Raw genomic sequence first — 22,393 nt, forward strand, 5'->3', positions numbered from 1 at the left:
CCGATATAAGACGGCATGAGCCTGCCGCCCCAGTTCCTCGACGAAATCCGCGCCCGCGTGCCCTTGTCGCGCGTGATCGGCCGCAAGGTGGTCTGGGACCTGCGGCGCTCGAATCAGGCCAAGGGCGACTGGTGGGCGCCCTGTCCCTTCCACGGCGAAAAGACCGCCTCCTTCCATGTCGACGACCAGAAGGGCTTTTATTACTGCTTCGGCTGCCACGCGAAAGGCGACGCGCTGACCTTCCTGCGCGAGGCCGAGGGCATGGGCTTCCTGGAGGCGGTCGAGTTGCTCGCCTCCGAGGCCGGCCTGCAGATGCCCGAGCGCGACCCGCGCCAGGTGCAGCGCGCCGACCGCCGCACGGAACTGGTCGAGGTGATGGAACAGGCGGTGCGCTGGTTCCGCCTGCAGCTGGGCATGGGCGTGGCGGAAGCGGCGCGCGCCTATCTGGCCCGCCGCGGCCTGGACGAGGCTGCCTGCGAACGCTTCGGCATCGGCTTTGCCCCGGACCAGCGCCAGGGCCTGTTCAACGCCCTGCGCGCCAAGGGCATCGCCGAGCAGCTGATCGTCGAGGCCGGGCTGGCGGCCAAGCCCGACGACGGCGGCGCGCCCTTCGACCGCTTCCGCGGCCGCATCACCTTCCCGATCCGCGACGGGCGCGGGCGCTGCATCGCCTTCGGCGGCCGGGCGATGGACCCGAACGCGCGGGCGAAATACCTGAACTCTCCCGAGACGCCGCTCTTCGACAAGGGCCGCAACCTCTACAATATCGGCCCGGCACGGGCGGCGGTGGCCAAGGGCAGGCCGCTGGTGGTGGCCGAGGGCTACATGGACGTGATCGCCCTGGTCCGCGCCGGGTTCGAGGGGGCGGTGGCGCCGCTGGGCACCGCCATCACCGAGGACCAGCTGCGGCTGATGTGGCGCATCTCGCCCGAGCCTGTGATCGCGCTCGATGGCGACGAGGCGGGGCTGCGCGCGGCGATGCGGCTGATCGACCTGGCGCTGCCGATGACCGGGCCGGGGCAGGCGCTGCGCTTTGCCTTCCTGCCGCAGGGGCTGGACCCCGACGACCTGATCCGCGCCCGCGGCGCCGGCGCCATGGCGGCGGTGCTGGACGAGGCGCGGCCGCTGGTCGACCTGCTCTGGCGGCGCGAGACCGAGGGCCGGGTCTTCGACAGCCCCGAACGCCGCGCGGCGCTGGACAAGGCGCTTGGCGAGGCGGTGGCGAAGATCCCCGACAAGGACACCCGCGACCATTACCATGCGGTGCTGCGCAACCTGAAATGGCAGCTCTTCGGCAACCGCCGCCGCGATGCCGCCCCGGCGCGCCCGCCGCGCGAGGGCTGGCAGGGGCAGGCGCGCAATCCGCGCTTCCAGCCCGTCGCGCCGGCGGCGCCGACGCGCGCCTCGCGCCTGTCCTCGCCCGAAGCCGGCGAGCACGAGGCGGAACGGCTGATCGAGGCCATGGTGCTGGCGATCTGCGCCACCCATCCCGGCCTGATCGCCCCGGTCGAATCGCGGCTGGAACGGCTGGAGCCGCAGGATGCCGACCGGGCGGCGCTGATCCACGACCTGCTTTCCGGCACCCAGTCGCAGGCGGGGCAGCGCGCCCTTGAAAGCATCATGGCCGACCCCCATGTGAGGGCGGCTCCGGCCATCCTGCGTCCGCATGACGGCGATGCCGCGGCGGGCATCCTGGCCAACGCCCTTGACCGGATCGAGGCCCGCCGTGCCGCGCGCGAGGAAATCGCCCGCGCCGAGGCCGAGATCGAGGGGCTGGCGGATGAGGGGCTGACCTGGCGCATGGCGCAATCCGCCCGCGCCCGGCAGCAGGCCGATCACCCGTCGCTGGCCGATCTGTCGGATCTGGGCGAGGACAGCGACAGCTACAGGGCCATCCTGGACGCGGCCCTGAAGAACGAGATCTGGCGCAAGCCGCGCCGCTGACAGGCGCGAATCGCCGGCGCCGAATCACCTTGGCCGGGGCCGGGCCGCGGGCTTTGAATCCCCCCGCGATTCGGATAGAACCGGCCGATAGCCGATCCCGATTCGCTGATTCGCGAATCACCGCTTCAAGGGAGCCAGCATGGCAGCCAACGACGACGACCAGAAGCCCGACACCAAGGACGACGATCATTCGCTGGACATGTCGCAGGCTGCGGTCAAGCGCATGATCGCCGAAGGGCGTGAGCGCGGCTTCATCACCTACGACCAGCTCAATGCCGTCCTGCCGCCCGAACAGGTCAGCTCGGACCAGATCGAGGACGTGATGTCCATGCTGTCCGAAATGGACATCCGCGTGGTCGAGACCGACGAGGAGGCCGAGGAGGCCGAGCAGGGCGGCGAGCTGGCCACCACCGGCTCGGGCTCGCGCGAGATCGCCGTCGCCACCGCCGAGACCGAGAAGCTGGACCGCACCGACGACCCGGTGCGCATGTATCTGCGCGAGATGGGTTCGGTCGAGCTTCTGTCGCGCGAGGGCGAGATCGCCATCGCCAAGCGCATCGAGGCCGGCCGCAACACCATGATCGCCGGGCTTTGCGAAAGCCCGCTGACCTTCAAGGCCATCACCATGTGGCGCCAGGAGCTTCTGGACGAGGACATCCTGCTGCGCGACGTGATCGACCTCGAAACCACCTTCGGCCGCTCGATGGACGAGGAGGGCGAGGAAGAGGAGGTGCTGCCGACCGACACCCGCCCGGCCGCCAATTCCGGCGGCGCGCCCCGCGAAGAGGAAGAACTGGACGCCGACGGCAATCCGATGGGCCGGGGCGAGGATGACGAGGATGACGACGACGGCCAGAACCTGTCGCTGGCCGCGATGGAAGCCTCGCTGAAGCCCAAGGTGCTGGAGACGCTGGAGGCGATCGCCCGGGGCTACGAAGAGCTGGCGCATATGCAGGACAACCGCATGTCCGCCACGCTGAACGAGGACGGCACCTTCTCGGCCGCGCAGGAGAACGCCTATCAGGAACTGCGCTCGCGCATTGTGGCGCTGGTGAACGAGCTGCACCTGCACAACAACCGCATCGAGGCGCTGGTCGATCAGATCTACGGCATCAACCGCCGCATCGTCACCATCGATTCCAACATGGTGAAGCTGGCCGATGCCGCCCGCATCAACCGCCGCGAATTCATCGACGCCTATCGCGGCAGCGAGCTCGACCCGACCTGGGTCGACCGGATGATGGAGCACAAGGGCCGCGGCTGGCAGGCGCTGTTCGAAAAGTCCCGCAGCCAGGTGGAAAACCTGCGCGCCGAGATGGCCATGGTCGGCCAGCATGTCGGCGTCGATATCGAGGAATTCCGCCGCATCGTCAGCCAGGTCCAGCGCGGCGAGAAGGAATCGCGCCAGGCCAAGAAGGAAATGGTCGAGGCGAACCTGCGGCTGGTGATCTCGATCGCCAAGAAATACACGAACAGGGGCCTGCAATTCCTTGATCTTATTCAGGAAGGCAATATCGGCCTGATGAAGGCCGTGGACAAGTTCGAGTATCGCCGCGGCTACAAGTTCTCGACCTATGCCACCTGGTGGATCCGCCAGGCGATCACGCGCAGCATCGCCGACCAGGCCCGCACCATCCGCATCCCGGTGCACATGATCGAGACGATCAACAAGCTGGTGCGCACCGGCCGCCAGATGCTGCACGAGATCGGTCGCGAACCCACGCCCGAGGAACTGGCCGAAAAGCTGCAGATGCCGCTGGAAAAGGTCCGCAAGGTGATGAAGATCGCCAAGGAGCCGATCTCGCTCGAAACCCCCATCGGGGACGAGGAGGACAGCCAACTCGGCGATTTCATCGAGGACAAGAACGCCGTCTTGCCGCTGGACAGCGCCATTCAGGAGAACCTGAAGGAGACCACCACGCGGGTGCTGGCATCGCTGACGCCGCGCGAGGAGCGGGTGCTGCGCATGCGCTTCGGCATCGGCATGAACACCGACCACACGCTGGAAGAAGTCGGCCAGCAGTTCAGCGTCACGCGCGAACGTATCCGCCAGATCGAGGCCAAGGCGCTGCGCAAGCTCAAGCATCCCAGCCGGTCGCGCAAGCTGCGGTCGTTCCTGGACCAGTAATCGCCGGGATCAGGGAAAAGGCCGCGCCCTCGGGGCGCGGACTTTTCATGTCGGGCTCAGCCGTGCTTCTCGATCCAGTCCGCGAAGGAATCGACGAAGCCTTGCAGGAATTTTGCGGTCTTTTCGTCGGTGACGCTGCCATCGGCGCCGTAGGCATCGGCGTTCCACTGGATATAGGCCTCGGGCATGCTCATCATCACCGTGCCGACATGGAGCAGGTCGTTCTTCAGCCGCGCCTGCGCCAGCGCCGCGCCGATCACCCCGGGCGAGGTGCCAGTCACGGCCGCGGGCTTGCCCTTCCACGAGTTCTGGCCATAGGGCCGGGTGCCCCAATCGATGGCGTTCTTGATCACGCCGGGATAGCTGCGGTTGTATTCCGGCGTGATCGCCAGCACCGCGTCGGAATGCTCGACACGGTCCTTGAGCCGCAGCACCGATTCGGGCGGCTCGGCCCAGAGATCCTCGTCGTAATGCGGCAGATCGCCGATATGCAGCAGGTGGAACTGCAACCGACCCTCCGCCAGTTTCTGCAATGCCTTCATCAGCCTGTGGTTGAGCGATTCCTTGCGGAGCGAGCCCACCATGACGGCGACGGTCTTGACCATGCCGGTTCTCCTCTTGCGGTTTTCCGGCGCAGGCTAGGGGCGCGATCCGGGCAAGGAAAGAGGGCGGCGCGCTTGCATTCTGGGGGGAAAAGGTGAACAGTGACGGCCAAGCGGCGCATGACCGCGGACCGGAAAGGCGCAAGGGCCGATGGGCGAGGCGGAAAACATGCAGGCATGGTTGGCGGATGCGGGCAATCTGCGATTGTTGCTGATCGCGGCGCTGGCGGCCTTGGCCTGCTGCCTTGTTGCGCTGTGGCGAACGCGGCGTTCGGCAGAAGCGGCCGCCACGCTCGCCCGGGGGCGCGAGGCCGAATTGCAGGCGCGTCTTGAGGCCGAGGCGGCCGAGCTGCACGGCCAGCGGCTTGCCGTCGGCCGGCTGGAGACGCGGGCGGAATCGCAGGCGCTGCGTTTGCAGGAGCTGATCGAGGAGCGCGACGGGCTGACCGATGCGCTGCATCGCGAACGCCAGCAGGTCTCGCGCCTCGAACGCGAGCTGGCCGAGACCCGGCTCGCAGCACAGAAGGACCGCGAGGCGGCCGAGCGCGACATCGCCACCCTGCGCGAGCTGCGCGAGGAGATGACCGGACAGTTCCGCCTGCTGGCCAACGAGACGCTGAAATCCCAGGGCAGCGAGATGCAGAAGGCGCATGGCGAGCAGCTTTCGGCGCTGCTGACCCCGTTCCGCGATCAGGTGCACCGCTTCCAGACCGAGCTGCAGGCCCGCAACAAGGCCACCGACGAGGAGCGCGCCCGGCTGCGCGAGCAGATCGAATACCTGCACAAGCGGTCCGAGGACATCTCGCGCGAGGCGGTGGCGCTGACCCGGGCGCTGAAGGGCGACAGCCAGAAGCGCGGCGCCTGGGGCGAGATGATCCTGGAACGCATCCTGGAGGATTCCGGCCTGATCGCCGGCACGCATTACGACACGCAGTCGAGCCATCGCGACGCCGACGGCAAGCTGTGGCGGCCCGACGTGATCGTGAAGATGCCGCAGAAGAAGCTTCTGGTGATCGACAGCAAGGTCTCGCTGAACGCCTATGAAGAGGCGGTGAATGCCGAGGACATGCCGACCCGCGACGCCGCGCTGCGCCGGCATGTCGCCTCGGTCCGCGCCCATGTCGCCGGGCTGGCGGCCAAGGGCTATCAGGCGATCGACGAGGGCTCGGTCGATTACGTGCTGATGTTCATTCCCGTCGAAGGCGCGTTTTCCGAGGCGCTGCGCGTCGATCCCGACCTGGCGCGGCATGCGATGGAGAACCGGGTGGGGCTGGCGACGCCGACCACGCTGATGCTGACGCTGCGCACCGTCGACCACATCTGGACGGTCGAGCGGCGCGAATCGAACGCCATGCAGATCGCCGCCCGCGCCGGCCAGCTTTACGACAAGCTGCACGGCTTCGTCTCGGCCGTCGAGGATGTCGGCACCGCGCTGGAGCGGGCGCAGAAAAGCCATGCCACCGCCATGGACCGGCTGACGCGCGGCCCGGGCAATGTGATCCGCCAGGCCGAGATGCTGCGCGAACTGGGCGCGCGCACGCAGAAGCGCATCGGCCTGGACCATGACGGCGCCGCGCTGCTGGAAGCGCCCGGCGAGGCGGCGGAATGAATAGAAAGGACAAAAGAATGCAAACTGCGGACTGGGCACCGTGGCGGAAAGACGAGCGTGCATATAGAGACGGCGGCTTGCTGGAAAGGTTCGGTTGCAGCTTGCAGAGTTGGTGGCCGGCGATCATTGCCCCGTTTGTCATGTGCGGCTTTGCCCTCAACGGCTTTTCGGGATCTCCGCCCGGTTCGGGGCAAGGGGCGTTTTACATACGGCTGTTCGTATTTGGCGGATTGCTGATCTTTTCTGCGATTGGCACTGGCTGGCTGATGGCGGTGTCGGCATCATTGCCGCCGCGCTGGTGCTCATGGCGAAACTGGCGTGGCTGGATCATAACGCCGCCGCTGGTGGCGGTGGTCATCGCATGGGCTTTGGTGGTGGGTGAAACCTTCGACAGCTTTTCTAGGATGGTGGAGGCTACGGTTTTTCTGCTGAAGACCTCACCAATTCCGAACCTGTAATAGAATGCAGCATGTCTTCGCCATCCAGACCCGCGGCCCGGCCTGCCACGACTTCACTGCCGAGGTCACCGGCTGGCTGCGCGGCATCGGCGCGGTGGACGGGGTGGTGACGCTGTTCGTGCGCCATACCTCCTGCTCGCTGCTGGTGCAGGAAAACGCCGACCCGGATGTGCAGCGCGATCTTCTGGCCTGGCTCGACCGCATCGCGCCTCCGGCCGATCATCCCGCGATGCATTACCTGACGCATCGGGCCGAGGGGCCGGACGACATGCCGGCGCATCTCAAGGCGGCGATCCTGCCGGTCAGCCTGCAGATCCCGGTCGCGCATGGCCGGATGGAACTGGGCAGCTGGCAGGGCATCTATCTGGTCGAGCATCGGGCACGCCCGCATCGCCGCGAGGTGGCGGCGCATTTCCAGGCGGCCTGAGGCCGGCTCGCCGCGCCGCAGGAAAACCCTTTTCCTCGCGGCGCGGATATGGAAACCTGCCACCCCAAGCGACAGGGATTCACAGGGCGGGGCATGGCGTCAGGAAACCGATCTCAGACGGCTCAGGGCCTGACTCTGATCGCGCCGCCGCTGGCCTATGCCGTGCTGGTGCTGGCGGCGCCCTTGCTGACCATCCTGGCCTATTCCTTCTTCAAGGACGGCTATCTGACGGTGATCCGCGAATTCACGCTGGAGAACTACCGCGCCGTCTGGGCCGATCCGATCTTTCACCGCATCATGCTGCGCTCGCTGGTGGTGGCGGCGCTGGTCACGCTGGCGACGGTGGTGCTGGCCTTTCCGGTGGCCTATTTCCTGTCCTTCGCCGTCGCGCCGCAGAAAAAGGCCATGTGGCTGTTTCTGATCACCATCCCGTTCTGGACCAGCTACCTGATCCGGGTTTTCCTGTGGAAGGTGATCCTGGGCTATAACGGCGTCATCAATTCTGGCCTCAAGACGCTGGGCATCATCGAGCAGCCGCTGACCTTCATCCTCTACAACGTGAATTCGATGGTCATCACGCTGGCCCATGCCTATGCGCCCTTCGCCATCCTGCCGATCTTCATCGCGCTGGAAAAGATCGACCGCTCGCTTCTGGAGGCCGGGCGCGACCTGGGCGAAAGCCGGGCCATGACCTTCTGGCGCGTCACCCTGCCGCTGGCCATGCCCGGCGTGGTGGCGGCGGCGCTGATCGTCTTCATCCCGACCATCGGCGATTATGTCACCCCGGCGCTGATCGGCGGCGGCAAGATCCCGATGATCGCCAATATGATCCAGGCGCAGATGCTCGACCTCGACAACCGGCCGATGGGCTCGGCGCTGGCGGTGACCGCCATGCTGATCGTGGCGGTCATCAGCCTGGTCTTCATCGCCCTGAACCGCCGCTTCCTGAAGGTGCGGCAATGAAGGGCGGGGGGCTGCGCGCCTATGCGCTGATCTATCTGCTGTTCCTTTACGCGCCGATCCTGCTTCTGCCGATCTTTGCTTTCAATTCCGGCACGATCATCGCCTTTCCGCTGCGGGGCTTCACCACGGAATGGTTCGCGCAGATGTGGGGCAACGCCTCGCTGCGCCGGGCGCTGACCAATTCGCTGACCATCGCCGTCAGCGCCTCGATCCTGGCGACCTGCCTTGGCATCTTCGCCGCGCGCGCCTCGACCCGGTTCGAGTTTCCGGGCAAGGGGCCGATCATGGGGCTGATCATGCTGCCCCTGGTGCTGCCCGAGATCATCGTCTCGATCTCGCTTCTGGTGGTGCTCTTGTCGCTGGGGGTCAAGCTCAGCATCCTGACGGTGATCATCGGCCATACGCTGATCTGCATGCCCTATGCGATGGTGATCCTGTCCACCGCCTTCAACTCGCTCGACCGGTCGCTGGAGGAGGCGGCCTATGACCTGGGCGAGACGCGGATCAGCGCCTTCCGGCTGGTGATCCTGCCGCTGGTCATGCCGGGCATCATCTCGTCGCTGCTGATGAGCTTCACCATCAGCCTGGACGAATTCATCATCGCCTTCTTCCTGGCCGGGAACGAGCCGACGCTGCCCACCTATATCTTCAGCCAGCTGCGCTTTCCCAAGCAGATCCCGATGATCATGGCGCTGGGGACGGTGCTGGTGGTCATGTCGATCCTGCTTCTGACCGTCGCCGAATATTTCCGCCGCCGCGGCATCGCGAAAACCGGCGCCAAGGATACCGGAGGTTTCCTGTGACGACCCAAAACCCGGGCCCGAAAACCACCGCCGCCCATCGCGCCGCCATGGCCGGCGCGAAGCCGATGATCGAGATCCGCGAGGTGCAGAAGCATTACGGGGATTATCACGCCCTGCGCGGCATCGACCTGACCATCCGGGCGGGCGAGTTCTTTTCGCTGCTGGGCCCCTCGGGCTGCGGCAAGACCACTCTTCTGCGCACCATCGCCGGGTTCGAGGATATCTCCTCGGGCGTGGTGTTGATCGACGGGCAGGACATGCAGGACGTGCCGGCGAACCGGCGGCCGACGAACATGGTGTTCCAGTCCTATGCCATCTTCCCGCATCTGACCGTGGCCGAGAATGTCGGCTTCGGGCTACGCCGCGATCCGCGCCCGCGCGCCGAGAAGGCGGCGGCGGTCGAACAGGCGCTGGAGATGGTGGGCCTGAAAGGCTATGGCGCCCGCGCCAGCCATGCGCTGTCCGGTGGGCAGCGCCAGCGGGTGGCGCTGGCCCGGGCGCTGATCCTGAAGCCCAAGGTGCTGCTGCTCGATGAGCCGCTTTCGGCGCTGGACCGCAAGATGCGCGAGCAGATGCAGGTCGAGCTGATCAAGCTGCAGCGCCAGGTCGGCATCACCTTCGTCCTGGTCACCCATGACCAGGAAGAGGCGCTGGTCATGTCCGACCGCATCGCGGTGATGTTCGAGGGCCAGATCGCCCAGCTCGACGGGCCCGAGGCGCTTTATGCCCGCCCCACCAGCCGCCGGGTGGCGAATTTCATCGGCGTGATGAACTTCCTGCCGGCGCGGGTGCTGGGCGAGACCGGCGAGGCCGTGCAGATCGAGGCGCCCGGCCTGGGCCGCGTCGATATTCCCATGGCCAATGTCAGCCGCGCCGATCCGGGCGACGACGGCCCCTCGATCGGCTTCCGGCCCGAGGCGGTCTCGCTGGTGGCGTCCGGCGCGCAGGGCACGAACCGGGTGGCCGAAGGGGTGATCGACGAGGTCGTCTATTACGGCGACATGACCTATTACGACGTGCGGCTGGACGGCTCGGGCTCGTTCGACGGCCAGGCCCGCCCGGTGCGCATCGCCATGCGCAACGTCTTCGGCCGCGAGGTGCAGGATGTCGGCACCCGCGCGAATGTGAGCTGGTCTCCGGGCTCGCTGGTGCTTTTCCGCTGATCCGGCGGGAAGGCGGCCGCGGCATTCCGCCGACCCGGTTTGCGGCTCCGGCTGGGGCGTGCCACAGTCCCGGCACACGCAACAGACGGAGATCGAGATGATCGCACGTTTCGCAATTCTGCCCGCCCTGGCCCTTGGCCTGACCGCAGGCGTCGCCCTGGCGCAAGAAGCGCCTGCCCCGGCCGATCCCGCCGCCCCGGCGACGACCGAGGCGCCGGCCGCCGTGCCCGCGCAGGACGATGGCGCCGCCTATGAAAGCGCGCGCAACCAGCTGGGCGTCCTGGGCTATTGCCAGGAGAAGGGCCATATCGACGGCAAGGCGGTCGAGATCCAGACCAAGCTTCTGGCGATGATCCCGGCGGGCGACGCGGCCCGGGGCGATGCGGCCGAAGCCAAGGGCAAGGAAGGCACCGTCGCGGCCATGGGCGTCGAGCGCACGCTGGCCGATGCCGCGGCCGAGCAGAACACCACCGAAGAGGCGCTGTGCCAGCAGATGGAGGCGCTGCTGCAGCAGCTGGCCTCGCAGGTTCCGGCCTGACGCCTGGCTTTCGGCGGGGGCCAGTCGCTCGGCCCTTGCCTCTGGCCGGTTCCCTTGCCCTTGCGGGAAAGGGAGCCGGCCGTTTTCGTCACAAGGGCGGCAGCGCGGCCTGGACCTTCTTCGGCAGCTTGCCGCGCACCAGCCGGTAGGAATGGCGGATGCGGTGCGCCAGCTCGTCCGGGGCCGAATCGAGCGGCAGGGCGACCCAGCTGCGATGCAGATAGGCCGCGCGCTCGGCCACGCCGGTCTCGATCAGGAATTCGGCCATCTCGACGCTGTCGGTCTTGACCGAGACATGGGTGCCGACGGTGCCGGTCACCGCGAAGGTCTTGCCGCCGATCTTCCAGCAATCATGGCCGCCGCCCCAGGGATCCGACCATTCGGACCCGGGCTGCGCGGCGCAGATCTCGTTGACCAGTTCGCGGCTCATGGCCCGAGTTTTGCAGCCTCTCTTGGCATAGGCAAGACAATGCGTTATGGCAGGCGCATGAAGGCAGGAACCGCCACCATCCGCTGCATCATTACCGGCTGAAATTTCAGGCGGGCGGTTCACGGTGACCAGTTGACGCCCGCAAAGGGGAAGTCATGGTCGAGATCAGGCTGACGAATACCAGGACGCGGCGGAAAGAGACGTTCCGGCCCATCGACCCGCAAAACGTGCGGCTCTATCTCTGCGGGCCGACGGTCTATGACCGGGCGCATCTGGGCAATGCCCGGCCGGTGGTGGTGATCGACGTGCTGGTGCGGCTGCTGCGCCATGCCTACGGCGCGGATCATGTCACCTATGTGCGCAACTTCACCGACGTCGACGACAAGATCAACGCCGCTGCCCTGGCCCGCAAGGAGGCCGGCGCCCCCGGCACGCTGGAGGCGCTGATCCGCGAGCGCACGCAGGAAACCATCGGCTGGTATCATGCCGACATGGATGCGCTGGGGGCGGAGCGTCCGGATCACGAGCCCCGCGCCACCGATTACATCGCCCAGATGATCGCCATGATCGAGACCTTGATCGCCGGCGGCCATGCCTATGCGCGCGACGGCCATGTGCTGTTCCGGGTGCGCAGCTTTGCCGATTACGGCCAGCTCTCGGGGCGTTCGGTCGACGACATGATCGCCGGCGCCCGGGTCGAGGTCGCGCCCTTCAAGGAAGACCCGATGGATTTCGTGCTGTGGAAGCCCTCGGACGACGAACTGCCGGGCTGGGACAGCCCCTGGGGCCGGGGCCGCCCGGGCTGGCATATCGAATGCTCGGCCATGTCCTACGAGCTGCTGGGCGAAAGCTTCGACATCCATGCCGGCGGCATCGACCTGCAATTCCCCCATCACGAGAACGAGATCGCGCAAAGCTGCTGCGCCCATCCGCACGGGGATTTCGCCCGCGTCTGGCTGCATAACGAGATGCTGCAGGTCGAGGGCAAGAAGATGTCCAAGTCCCTGGGCAATTTCTTCACCGTCCGCGATTTGCTGGATCAGGGCATCCTGGGCGAGGTGATCCGCTTCGTGCTGCTGTCCACGCATTACCGCAAGCCGATGGACTGGACGGCCGAGAAGGCGCGCGAAGCCGAGGCGGTGCTGCGCAAGTGGCGCGGGCTTGTCGCGGGGATCGACCCCGCGCCAAGCCCGGCCCCCGCCGTCCTCTCCGCGCTTGCCGACGACCTCAATACCGCGGGGGCGATCGCGGCGCTGCACGAGCTGGCGGGGCAGGGCGACGCGCCCGCGCTGCTTGCCGGCGCCCGGATGTTGGGGCTGCTGACCGAGGATCTGGGCGGATGGATCGCCGAGGGCCCCAACCTGTCGCCCTGGGCCGAGCGCATGACGGCCTTGCGGGCCGAGGCCAAGGCCAGCAAGGATTTCTCGGCCGTCGATGCGCTCAAGCAGCGCCTGCTTTCCGCCGGGGTCGAGGTCCGCATGGGGCCGGCCGGGGTCGAGCTTCTGCCCGGCCCGGATTTCGACGCCGCCAGACTGCCCGAATAACCGCATACCAGCCAGCCGAAGGGGCCGCCCCGATGACGCGCCAGCGCCTTTACCTTTACGACACCACGCTGCGCGACGGGCAGCAGACCCAGGGCGTGCAGTTTTCCGCCGCCGAAAAGGCCGAGATCGCGCAGATGCTGGACCGGTTGGGCGTGGATTACATCGAGGGCGGCTGGCCCGGCGCCAACCCGACCGACAGCGATTTCTTCGCCCAGGCGCCCACGACCCGCGCCACCATGACCGCTTTCGGCATGACCAAGCGGGCGGGACGTTCGGCCGAGAACGACGACGTGCTGGCAGCGGTCTTGAACGCCGGCACCCGTGCGGTCTGCCTGGTCGGCAAGACCCATCCCTTCCATGTCCGCGAGGCGCTGGGGATCTCGCTGGAGGAGAACCTCGAAAACATCCGCGCCTCGGTCGCGCATCTGGTGGCGCAAGGGCGCGAGGCGTTGTTCGATGCCGAGCACTTCTTTGACGGCTACGACGAGGACGCGGATTATGCGCTGGCCTGCCTGCATGCGGCGCGGGAGGCGGGCGCGCGCTGGATCGTGCTGTGCGACACCAATGGCGGCAACCTGCCCGAGCGGGTGGGGCAAGTGACCCGTGCGGTGATCGCCGGCGGCATCCCGGGCGAGCGGCTGGGCATCCATTGCCATGACGATACCGGCAATGCCGTGGCCTGCACCCTGGCCGCCGTCGATGCCGGCGCGCGCCAGATCCAGGGCACGCTGAACGGGTTGGGCGAGCGCTGCGGCAATGCCAGCCTGACCAGCATCATCCCGACCCTGCTGCTGAAGGAGCCCTATCGCTCGGCGCTGGAAACCGGGATTTCGGCCGAGGGGCTGGCTGGCCTGACCCGCATCTCGCGCCGGCTGGATGAGATCCTGAACCGCGCGCCCAGCCGCGGCGCGCCCTATGTCGGCAGCTCGGCCTTCGCCCACAAGGCCGGGCTGCATGCCAGCGCCATCCTGAAGAATCCCGCGACCTACGAGCATGTCGATCCGGCTACCGTGGGCAACGAGCGCATCATCCCGATGTCGAACCAGGCCGGGCAGTCGAACCTGCGCGCCCGTCTGGCCGAGGCGGGGATCGAGGTCGGCCGCGACGATCCGGCGCTGGCGCGCATCCTCGATCTGGTCAAGGCGCGCGAGGATGCCGGCTATGCCTATGACGGCGCGCAGGCCAGTTTCGAGCTGCTGGCCCTGGCCGAGCTGGGCCGGATGCAGCATTACTTCTCGGTCGAGCGCTACCGCGTCACCGTCGAGCGGCGCCGGAACGCGCTGGGGAAGCGCATCTCGGTTTCCGAGGCGGTAGTGGTGGTGCAGATCGGCGGCGAGCGCATGCTCTCGGTCAGCGAGAGCATGGATGCCGAGGGGCATGACCGCGGCCCGGTCAACGCGCTGTGGCGGGCGCTGGCCAAGGATCTGGGCCCCTACCAGGCCGCCATCGACGACATGCATCTGGTGGATTTCCGCGTCCGCATCACCGGCGAAGGGGTCGAGGCGACGACGCGGGTCATCATCGACAGCGCCGACGGCCATGGCAACCGCTGGTCCACCGTCGGCGTGTCGCCCAACATCGTCGATGCCAGTTTCGAGGCGCTGGTCGATGCGATCCGCTGGAAGCTGATCCGCGACAGGGTGGCGTCGGCATGAGCCTTGACGACTGCGCCCAGGCATTGCGCGACCACGATCCCGACCGTTTCGGCATCTGCCTGCTGGTGCCGGCCGAGGCGCGCCCGAAGCTCATGTCGCTTTATGCGCTGAACCTGGAACTGGCGCGGGCGCCGCTCGCCTCGGCCGAGCCGCTGATCGCCGAGATGCGGCTGCAATGGTGGATCGAGCGGCTGGAGGAGATCGGCGCCGGCAAGCCGCAAGCGCATGAATTGCTGACGCCGCTGGCCGAAGCCTGGGGGCCGCGCGCTGCCGCCTTCGCCGTGCTGGCCGAAGCCCGCCGCCGGGATGCGGCGCGCGAGCCGCTGGTCGGGCCGGATGCCGTCGCCGGTTATGTGCGGGATACGGCGGTGCCGCTGGCGCAATTCGCGGCCGAGGCCCTGGGCCGGGGTGGCGCCGGGGGCTTCGCGCCCCCGGACCCCCGCGGGATATTTGGGCAAGAAAGAAATGCAGGGCCCGCGGCAAGGGTGGTCGCCGCCCAGGCCGAAGGGGTGGGGCTGGCGCATTGGCTGGCCGCGCTGCCGGCCTTGCAGGGGCTGGGGCTGGGGCTTTGGGATCCCTCGGCCGAGGTGTTGGGGCAGATTGCCGGCCAGGCCCGCGCGAAACTCGCCGAGGCGAAGGCGCAGCGCCGCCATGTGCCGCGCCGGCTGGCACCGGTGCTGTTTGCTGGCGCGGGGACCCGGGCGGTGCTGCAGGCGGCGCCGCGGGGGATCGAGGCGCTGGCCGGCGCCGGGCCTTCGGAATTCCGCCGCCGGCTTGCGCTTGGCGCTTTTGCGCTGACGCATCGCTGGTGGATATGAAAAGGGCGGCCAGCGGGGCCGCCCTTCGTCATTCGGGTGTCGCGGGGCTCAGCCGCGCAGGATGGATTTCCCGGCATATTCGGCGGTGGCGCCGAGCATTTCCTCGATGCGGATCAGCTGGTTGTATTTCGCCAGCCGGTCCGAGCGCGCAAGCGAGCCGGTCTTGATCTGGCCGCAATTCGTCGCCACCGCCAGGTCGGCGATGGTGGCGTCCTCGGTCTCGCCCGAGCGGTGCGACATCACCGAGGTATAGCGCGCGCGGTCGGCCATGCGCACCGCGTCCAGCGTCTCGGTCAGGGTGCCGATCTGGTTGACCTTGACCAGCAGCGAGTTGCCGCAGCCCTTGGCGATGCCTTCGGCCAGCCGCGCCGGGTTGGTCACGAAGAGGTCGTCGCCGACCAGCTGCACCCGGCCGCCCAGCGTGTCGGTCAAGAGCTTCCAGCCGTCCCAGTCGTCCTCGGCGCAGCCGTCCTCGATCGACAGGATCGGGTAGTCGTTGCAGAGCGCCTCAAGGTAGGCGACGTTCTCGGCCGGGCTCAGCGACTTGCCTTCGCCGGCCATCTCGTATTTGCCGCCCTTGAAATATTCGGTCGAGGCGCAGTCCAGCGCCAGCATGATGTCGTCGCCGGGCTGGTAGCCGGCCTTCTCGATGGCTTTGAGGATGAAGTCCAGCGCGTCGCGGGTGCTGGAGAGGTTCGGCGCGAAGCCGCCCTCGTCGCCGACGCCGGTGGCGAGGCCCGCCGAGGACAGCTCCTTCTTAAGCGTATGGAACACTTCCGAGCCCATGCGCACGGCCTCGCGGATGTTCTCCGCCGCCACCGGCATGATCATGAATTCCTGGATGTCGATCGGGTTGTCGGCATGTTCGCCGCCGTTGATGATGTTCATCATCGGCACCGGCAGCACGCGGGCGCCCGCGCCGCCGACATAGCGGTAGAGCGGCTGCGAGCAGGCCTCGGCCGCGGCCTTGGCCACCGCCAGCGACACGCCGAGGATGGCGTTGGCGCCCAGCCGGCCCTTGTTCGGGGTGCCGTCCAGTTCGATCATCATGCGGTCGATGGCGACCTGCTCGGTCGCATCCTCGCCGATCAGGTTCTCGGCGATCTCGCCGTTGACGGCGGCGACGGCCTCCAGCACGCCCTTGCCCAGATAGCGCGCCTTGTCGCCGTCGCGCTTTTCCACCGCCTCATGCGCGCCGGTCGAGGCGCCCGAAGGCACCGCGGCGCGGCCCATGGTGCCGTCTTCCAGCGTCACATCGACCTCGACCGTCGGGTTGCCCCGGCTGTCCAGTATCTCGCGCGCGAATATGTCGATGATGGCCGTCATGTCTGCGTCCCTCTTCCTGACAGGTGTTGGCGGCTGTTTAGCCGACGGGGCCGGGACGGGAAAGCGTCATTCTGTCCCGGCAATCCCATCCTGGCCGGGAATGCGCGAGGTGATGCGCGCCGGGTGATAGCCGCAGGGCACCTCCTCATGCGCGTTGACCGCCAGGTCGGCCCAGACCGGCAGATGGTCAGAGGCCTGCCGCGCGGTCTCGTTGTCGAGGACGCCGCAATCCAGCACCTCGATGCTGCGCGAGACGGCGAAGCGGTCATAGCGCAGGCGCGGGAAGGGCGCGGGCCAGCTGGGGCCCGGGGTGACGACGCGCAGCGCCTCCAGCGCCTCGAGCCCGCGCGAATCGTGCCATTCGTTGAAATCGCCGGTCAGCGCCATCCGGTCGTGGCCGATACGCCGGGCCTGGGCGATGATGCGCGACAGCTGCGCGCGGCGCGACGAGCGGATCAGCCCCAGATGCACCGCCACCACCGTCAGCCCCGGCAGGCGCAGCACCAGCGCGCCGCGCGGTTCGATCCCCGGCAGCGGCAGGCGGCGGATCGCCGCCTTGTCGCGCAGTTCCGGGCGCAACAGGATGGTCTGCCCGTGCCAGCCCAGCGAATTCTCGCCGGTGCCGATGAACGGGGCGGGCACCATGCCGGTGGTCTTTTCGATCAGCTTGCGCGGCAGCGCCTCGGGCCGGGCGCCGAAGCGGAAATCCACCTCTTGCAGGGCGATCACGTCGGCGCCCAGTTCGGCGATGACGGCAAGGTTGCGTTCGGGTGCGTGCGGGCCGGTCATGCCGCGGCACTTGTGCAGGTTGTAGCTGGCCAGTCTCAGTTGGTCGGGGCTTTTCGGCATGGGGCCTTTCGCTGCTGCTCAGGTGCCGCAGAAGGTGCGGCGGACGATCTCCTCGGGCGCCGGGGCCAGCGCATAGGGCTCCCATTCCGGCCGGTCCTCGAAGGGCGCGCGCAGCGCCGCGTCGAGCGCGTGGAAGGGCGCGTAATCGCCCTCGCGTCCGGCGGCGATGGCTTCCTCGATGCGGTGGTTGCGCGGGATGCGGCGCGGATTGGCGCGGGCCATGACCGCTGCGGCGTCCGGCAGGTCGCGGATGCGCGCCTGCCAGCCCTCGGCCCAGGCGTCGAACTGCTGGGGCGCGGCGAATTCCTCGCGCGCGCGGCCATCCGCCAGCCCGGCGAAGCTGCGGGTGAAATCCGCCTCCTCGGCCGCCATCAGCGTCAAGAGCCGCTCGATCAGCGCGCGATCCTCGGGGCGCGGCGCGGCGATGCCCAGCTTGGCGGCGAAGCGTTTCAGCCATTCGGCCTGATAAAGGTCCGGGAAGCTGTGGACGATGCGCGTCGCCTCGGCCACCGCCGCGTCGTCATTGCCCATCAGAGGCACCAGGCAGCTGGCGAATTGCGCCAGGTTCCAGACCGCGATGTTCGGCTGCTCGTTCCAGGCATAGCGGCCATGGGCGTCGATCGAGCTGAATACCTTGTCGGGCCGGTAGCCGTCCATGAAGGCGCAGGGGCCGTAGTCGATGGTCTCGCCCGAGATCGACATGTTGTCGGTGTTCATCACCCCGTGGATGAAGCCGAGCGCCATCCAGCCGGCGATGGTGGCCGCCTGCCGCTCGACCACGCGCTGCAGCAGGTCCGCCGCGCCGGATGCCTCGGGATAGTGCCGGGCGATGACGTGATCGGCCAGCAGCTGCAGCCGCTCACGGTCGCCGCGGGCGGCGTAGAATTCGAAGGTGCCGACGCGGATATGGCTGGAAGCGACGCGGGTCAGCACCGCGCCGGGCAGCAGCGTCTCGCGGATCACCGTCTCGCCGGTAGTGACGGCGGCCAATGCCCGCGTCGTCGGGATGCCGAAGGCCGCCATGAACTCGCTGACCAGGTATTCGCGCAGCACCGGGCCCAGCCAGGCCCGCCCGTCGCCGCGGCGCGAGAAGGGCGTCGGGCCCGCGCCCTTCAGCTGGATGTCGAAGCGCGCGCCGTCCGGCGCCACCACCTCGCCCAGCAGAACCGCGCGCCCGTCGCCCAGCTGCGGCACGAAGCCGCCGAACTGGTGGCCGGCATAGGCCTGGGCGATGGGCTCGGCCCCTTCGGGCAGGTCGTTGCCGGCCAGCATCGCCACCCCTTCGGGTCCGGCGAGCCAATCGGCATCAAGGCCGAGACGCTCGGCCAGCGGCCGGTTCAGCGCCACCAGCTTCGGGTCGCGCACCGGCGTCGGTCGGGTGCGGGTGAAGAAACCTTCCGGCAGTCGGGCATAGCTGTTGTCGAAGTGGATCATCGCGCCCTCCATTCGAACATTATCTAGACCCGATTGCCGGAATGTTAAGGGCGGATCGGGTTCAATGCGTCACGCTGCCCGAGAACAGGTTCACGATGACGACACCCGCGACGATCATGGTCAGCCCGACCACCGCCGCGAAATCCAGCCTCTGGCCAAAGACGAAAAGCCCGATCAGCGACACCAGCACGATCCCCAGCCCGCTCCAGATCGCATAGGCGATGCCCAGCGGCATGGCCCGGAGCGCCAGCGACAGGAAATAGAACGATGCCGCATAGCACAGCCCCATCAGCAGCGTGGGCACCAGCCGGGTGAACTGTTCGCTGCGTTGCAGGAAGGTGGTGCCGACAACCTCCAGGGTGATGGCGGTGAAAAGCGTGGCATAGGTCAGGACCGGCATGGCGTCTCCACAGGTTCGTCGCCGGCCCATCTAGCCAGAGGCACGAGGGAAAGTCACGCCGTCCCGGCCGCGCGCCCTTGAACCGAATGGCCCAAGCGCGTATCCCACCCTCTGCCCCGTTTCCGCCGCAAGGATGCCGCCCCGTGAAATTTCTCGATCTCGCCAAGGTCTATGTCCGCTCGGGCGGCGGGGGCGCGGGCTGCGTGTCCTTCCGCCGCGAGAAATTCATCGAATATGGCGGGCCGGACGGCGGCGACGGCGGCAAGGGCGGCGATGTCTGGGCCGAGGCGGTGGATGGGCTGAACACGCTGATCGACTTCCGCTTCCAGCAGCATTTCTTCGCCAGGTCCGGCGGGCACGGCATGGGCGCGCAGCGCACCGGCGCCAGCGGGGACGATATCGTGCTGCGTGTCCCGGTCGGCACCGAGATCCTCGAGGAGGACCAGGAGACGGTGATCGCCGACCTGACCGAGCCCGGACAGCGCGTGCTGCTGGCCAGGGGCGGAAATGGCGGCTTCGGCAACCTGCATTTCAAAAGCTCGACCAACCGGGCGCCGCGCCACGCCAATCCCGGCCAGCCGGGGGTGGAGCGCACGCTGTGGCTGCGGCTGAAGCTGATCGCCGATGCCGGGCTGGTGGGGCTGCCGAATGCCGGGAAATCGACCTTCCTGTCGGCGGTGTCGAACGCCCGGCCCAAGATCGCCGACTATCCCTTCACCACGCTGCACCCGAACCTGGGCGTGGTCGGCGTGGACGGGCATGAATTCGTCATGGCCGACATCCCCGGCCTGATCGAGGGGGCAAGCGAGGGCAGGGGGCTGGGCGATCAGTTCCTGGGCCATGTCGAGCGTTCGCGCGTGCTTCTGCATCTGGTCGACGGCACCGCCGAGGACGTGGCGCAGGACGCCCGCACCATCCTGACCGAGCTTGCGGCCTATTCCCCGACGCTGGCGGAAAAGCCGCGGGTGACGGCGCTGAACAAGATCGACGCGCTCGACCCCGAGACGCTGGCCGAGCGCAAGGCGGCGCTCGAGGCCGAGATCGGCGGCCCGGTCCTGCTGATGTCCGGCGTCTCGCGCGAAGGCGTGACCGAGGTCCTGCGCGCGCTCTGGGCGCGGATCGCTCCCTCGCGCAAGCCGGCCGAGGATCGGGAAGACAAGCCGTGGCAGCCGTGACGCCGGAACTGGGCCGCGCGCAGCGGCTGGTGGTCAAGATCGGCTCGGCGCTTCTGGTGAACGGCGCGGGGCTGCGCGTCGAATGGCTGCGCGCGCTTTGCGACGACGTGGCCCAGGCGCGGGCGCGGGGCACGGATGTGGTGCTGGTCTCCTCGGGCGCCATCGCACTGGGGCGGCAGGTGCTGGGCCTGTCCGCCGGCCCCCTGCGGGTCGAGCAGTCGCAGGCAGCGGCGGCGGTGGGCCAGATCAAGCTGGCCCGCGCCTATGAGGAGGCGCTGGCCCCGCATGGCGTCAAGACCGCGCAGCTGCTGGTGACGCTGGACGACACCACCGACCGCCGCCGTTACCTCAACAGCCGCGCCACCATGCAGACGCTGCTGGGCCTCGGGGTGGTGCCGATCGTGAACGAGAACGACACCGTGGCCACCGACGAAATCCGCTTCGGCGACAACGACCGGCTGGCGGCGCAGATCGCGGTGACCTGCGGGGCCGACCAGCTCTTGCTGCTGTCGGACGTGGACGGGCTCTACACCGCCAATCCCAAGACCGACCCCTCTGCGCGCCACCTGCCGGTGGTCGAACAGATCACGCCGGAGATCGAGGCCATGGGCGGCGACCCGATCTCGGGCGTCAGCAAGGGCGGCATGAAGACCAAGCTCTTGGCGGCGCGCACGGCGGTGGCCGGCGGCTGCGCCATGGCCATCGCCGAGGGCTCGGTCCTGAACCCGCTCTCGGCCGTCGCGAATGGCGCGCGCGTGACCTGGTTCCTGCCCGATACCGACCCGCAGGCGGCGCGCAAGCGCTGGATCGCGGCGATGAAGCCCAAGGGCGAGATCACCGTCGACGCCGGCGCGGCGCGGGCGCTGGGGCAGGGCAAGTCGCTGCTGCCGGCCGGCGTGGCCGCCGTCTCGGGCCGCTTCGGCCGCGGCGATCCGGTGGTGGTGCAGGACGGCAAGGGCGCGCGTCTGGCCTGCGGCCTCGTGCGCTATTCCTCGACCGAGGCGCGCGCCATCGCCGGCCACCGCAGCGACGAGATCGAGGGCATCCTGGGCTATCCCGGCCGCGCCGCGCTGATCCATCGCGACGACATGGTGGTGTGAGCCCCGTTTTCGCACCAAGCTTGGGCGTCACGGTCGCAGGAGTATTTGGGAAACGGTGAAGGGCATTGGCGCAGCACCGCTTTTCACCGTTTCCCAAATACTCATGCGAGTTTTCAGTCCCGGCGGCGTCGCCCCTCACTCGATCGGGCGCGGCTTGGCGAGCGCGTGGCGGCGCTGGAACAGGCCGCGGATCTGCGACATGCGCACGGCGTTCTGGCCCGGCGCGGGCAGGGCCAGAACTGCGTCCCGCAGCAGCGCGATGCCGTCCTCGCTGCGGCCGGGCAGCGACGCGGCCGGGATCGGGGGGCCGATGGTCACACGGAAGGGCTGGCCCGCCTTGTTCAGCACCTCGTTGAACAGCGTCACGTCGCGCAGTGTCGGGTGGATCGCGTCGAGCAGGTAGAACAGCGCCGAGTTCCGGGCGCGGATGCGCAGCGGGATGATCGGCGCGTCGAACTTCTTCGCAATCATTGCCGCGCTGGCCATCCAGGGCCGCTCGTGCAGCGTCAGGCCGCGGCGCTTGGCCAGCCGGCCCGAGGGGAAGATCAGGCCGATCCGCCCGCGTCCCAGCGCCTCGCGCGTGTAATCCATGGTGGCGCGGGTCTTGGCGTGGCTGCGCTTTTCGACGCGCCATTCCACCGGGGCGATCAGGCTGTCGAATTGCGGCAGGATGCGTAGGATGTCGTGATTGGCATAGACGAACAGGTCGTCGCGCACCGCCGTGATCACCGCGTTCAGCATGATGCCGTCGGCGATGCCGGTCGGGTGGTTCGAGACGATCAGCGCCGGGCCGGTGGCCGGGATATGCTCGAGTCCCTCGACCCGCAGGTCGCGCAGGATCAGCGCGGCAATGCGGCGCATGACCTCGTCCGTCGGCAGGTCGCGGTATTCGGCCGCCAGGTCCAGCGTGCGCGGATAGCGCAGGAGCCACATCAGCGCCCGACGCGCCAGAGCGTGGTGCCTCCGGCCCGAAAAAAGCCAGGGCGCCCGCTCGGCAATCAGCGGATCGAGACGGCGTTTCATGTCC

At 68.2% G+C, this 22,393-nt stretch carries 21 protein-coding genes; 14 read left to right on the plus strand and 7 right to left on the minus strand.

The window, feature by feature from the left end; all coding sequences use genetic code 11:
- Positions 1-15: 15 nt before the first annotated feature.
- Both dnaG and rpoD read left to right on the plus strand, forming a co-directional pair.
- Complete coding sequence (dnaG, locus tag L632_RS0106200; RefSeq protein ID WP_028716492.1) at positions 16-1,944, plus strand: DNA primase; 1,929 nt, start codon at positions 16-18, stop codon at positions 1,942-1,944.
- A gap of 139 nt (positions 1,945-2,083) precedes the next feature.
- Entirely contained in the window at positions 2,084-4,072 is a 1,989-nt protein-coding gene (rpoD, locus tag L632_RS0106205) for an RNA polymerase sigma factor RpoD (RefSeq protein WP_028711224.1), read from the plus strand.
- Positions 4,073-4,128: 56 nt separating this feature from the next.
- Here the strand turns inward: rpoD and L632_RS0106210 are convergent, their stop codons facing one another.
- Positions 4,129-4,677, minus strand: a complete 549-nt coding sequence (locus L632_RS0106210) for an NADPH-dependent FMN reductase (RefSeq protein ID WP_028711223.1) — start codon at positions 4,675-4,677, stop codon at positions 4,129-4,131.
- 166 nt (positions 4,678-4,843) lie between these two features.
- Between L632_RS0106210 and rmuC the strand changes: the two genes are divergently transcribed.
- The 7 genes from rmuC (at position 4,844) to L632_RS0106240 (ending at position 10,635) form a co-directional block, all read left to right on the plus strand.
- Complete coding sequence (rmuC, locus tag L632_RS0106215; protein WP_232215645.1) at positions 4,844-6,283, plus strand: DNA recombination protein RmuC; 1,440 nt, start codon at positions 4,844-4,846, stop codon at positions 6,281-6,283.
- Positions 6,284-6,300: 17 nt separating this feature from the next.
- Positions 6,301-6,741 carry a hypothetical protein gene (locus L632_RS24265; RefSeq protein ID WP_036713632.1) on the plus strand — a complete coding sequence of 147 codons (441 nt, stop codon included), beginning with the start codon at positions 6,301-6,303 and terminating at the stop codon, positions 6,739-6,741.
- A gap of 4 nt (positions 6,742-6,745) precedes the next feature.
- On the plus strand, positions 6,746-7,168 hold the full coding sequence (locus L632_RS0106220; RefSeq protein WP_028711221.1) for a secondary thiamine-phosphate synthase enzyme YjbQ: 423 nt from the start codon (positions 6,746-6,748) through the stop codon (positions 7,166-7,168).
- Positions 7,169-7,261: 93 nt separating this feature from the next.
- Positions 7,262-8,131, plus strand: a complete 870-nt coding sequence (locus L632_RS0106225) for an ABC transporter permease (protein WP_028711220.1) — start codon at positions 7,262-7,264, stop codon at positions 8,129-8,131.
- Positions 8,128-8,934: an ABC transporter permease gene (locus L632_RS0106230; protein ID WP_028711219.1), complete on the plus strand. Its 807-nt coding sequence runs from the start codon at positions 8,128-8,130 to the stop codon at positions 8,932-8,934. The genes L632_RS0106225 and L632_RS0106230 overlap by 4 nt, the downstream gene beginning before the upstream one ends.
- A gap of 65 nt (positions 8,935-8,999) precedes the next feature.
- Positions 9,000-10,097 carry an ABC transporter ATP-binding protein gene (locus L632_RS0106235; protein WP_198019302.1) on the plus strand — a complete coding sequence of 366 codons (1,098 nt, stop codon included), beginning with the start codon at positions 9,000-9,002 and terminating at the stop codon, positions 10,095-10,097.
- A gap of 97 nt (positions 10,098-10,194) precedes the next feature.
- On the plus strand, positions 10,195-10,635 hold the full coding sequence (locus tag L632_RS0106240; protein WP_028711217.1) for a pore-forming ESAT-6 family protein: 441 nt from the start codon (positions 10,195-10,197) through the stop codon (positions 10,633-10,635).
- 88 nt (positions 10,636-10,723) lie between these two features.
- Here the strand turns inward: L632_RS0106240 and L632_RS0106245 are convergent, their stop codons facing one another.
- The gene (locus tag L632_RS0106245; RefSeq protein WP_028711216.1) at positions 10,724-11,065 is read right to left on the minus strand and encodes an MmcQ/YjbR family DNA-binding protein; all 342 of its coding nucleotides are present in this window, start codon (positions 11,063-11,065) and stop codon (positions 10,724-10,726) included.
- 155 nt (positions 11,066-11,220) lie between these two features.
- On the opposite strand from L632_RS0106245, the gene cysS reads away from it, so the two are divergent.
- From cysS to L632_RS0106260, 3 genes are read left to right on the plus strand one after another with little or no spacing between them, the layout of a single operon-like run.
- A complete protein-coding gene (cysS, locus tag L632_RS0106250) occupies positions 11,221-12,609 on the plus strand; it encodes a cysteine--tRNA ligase (RefSeq protein WP_028716493.1) in 1,389 nt (462 codons plus the stop codon).
- Positions 12,610-12,641: 32 nt separating this feature from the next.
- Complete coding sequence (gene cimA / locus L632_RS0106255; protein ID WP_028711214.1) at positions 12,642-14,264, plus strand: citramalate synthase; 1,623 nt, start codon at positions 12,642-12,644, stop codon at positions 14,262-14,264.
- Positions 14,261-15,082: a squalene/phytoene synthase family protein gene (locus L632_RS0106260; protein WP_028711213.1), complete on the plus strand. Its 822-nt coding sequence runs from the start codon at positions 14,261-14,263 to the stop codon at positions 15,080-15,082. The genes cimA and L632_RS0106260 overlap by 4 nt, the downstream gene beginning before the upstream one ends.
- A 48-nt stretch (positions 15,083-15,130) precedes the next feature.
- Here the strand turns inward: L632_RS0106260 and eno are convergent, their stop codons facing one another.
- The 4 genes from eno to L632_RS0106280 all read right to left on the minus strand — a co-directional run bounded on the left by eno (position 15,131) and on the right by L632_RS0106280 (position 19,091).
- Positions 15,131-16,408, minus strand: coding sequence for a phosphopyruvate hydratase (gene eno, locus L632_RS0106265; RefSeq protein ID WP_011750294.1), 1,278 nt, complete (start codon positions 16,406-16,408; stop codon positions 15,131-15,133).
- Positions 16,409-16,474: 66 nt separating this feature from the next.
- The gene (locus tag L632_RS0106270; RefSeq protein WP_028711212.1) at positions 16,475-17,257 is read right to left on the minus strand and encodes an endonuclease/exonuclease/phosphatase family protein; all 783 of its coding nucleotides are present in this window, start codon (positions 17,255-17,257) and stop codon (positions 16,475-16,477) included.
- Positions 17,258-17,275: 18 nt separating this feature from the next.
- The gene (locus tag L632_RS0106275; RefSeq protein WP_028711211.1) at positions 17,276-18,691 is read right to left on the minus strand and encodes a YdiU family protein; all 1,416 of its coding nucleotides are present in this window, start codon (positions 18,689-18,691) and stop codon (positions 17,276-17,278) included.
- A 61-nt stretch (positions 18,692-18,752) separates the two neighbouring features.
- Positions 18,753-19,091 carry a multidrug efflux SMR transporter gene (locus L632_RS0106280; RefSeq protein ID WP_028711210.1) on the minus strand — a complete coding sequence of 113 codons (339 nt, stop codon included), beginning with the start codon at positions 19,089-19,091 and terminating at the stop codon, positions 18,753-18,755.
- A gap of 143 nt (positions 19,092-19,234) precedes the next feature.
- On the opposite strand from L632_RS0106280, the gene obgE reads away from it, so the two are divergent.
- Positions 19,235-20,266, plus strand: a complete 1,032-nt coding sequence (gene obgE / locus L632_RS0106285) for a GTPase ObgE (protein WP_028711209.1) — start codon at positions 19,235-19,237, stop codon at positions 20,264-20,266.
- Entirely contained in the window at positions 20,254-21,366 is a 1,113-nt protein-coding gene (gene proB, locus L632_RS0106290) for a glutamate 5-kinase (RefSeq protein WP_028711208.1), read from the plus strand. The genes obgE and proB overlap by 13 nt, the downstream gene beginning before the upstream one ends.
- A gap of 135 nt (positions 21,367-21,501) precedes the next feature.
- Here proB and L632_RS0106295 read toward each other — a convergent pair whose 3' ends face one another.
- Complete coding sequence (locus L632_RS0106295; protein ID WP_371255961.1) at positions 21,502-22,389, minus strand: 1-acyl-sn-glycerol-3-phosphate acyltransferase; 888 nt, start codon at positions 22,387-22,389, stop codon at positions 21,502-21,504.
- Positions 22,390-22,393 lie beyond the last annotated feature (4 nt).

This window comes from Paracoccus sp. J39 (genome assembly GCF_000518925.1).
Taxonomy (GTDB): domain Bacteria; phylum Pseudomonadota; class Alphaproteobacteria; order Rhodobacterales; family Rhodobacteraceae; genus Paracoccus.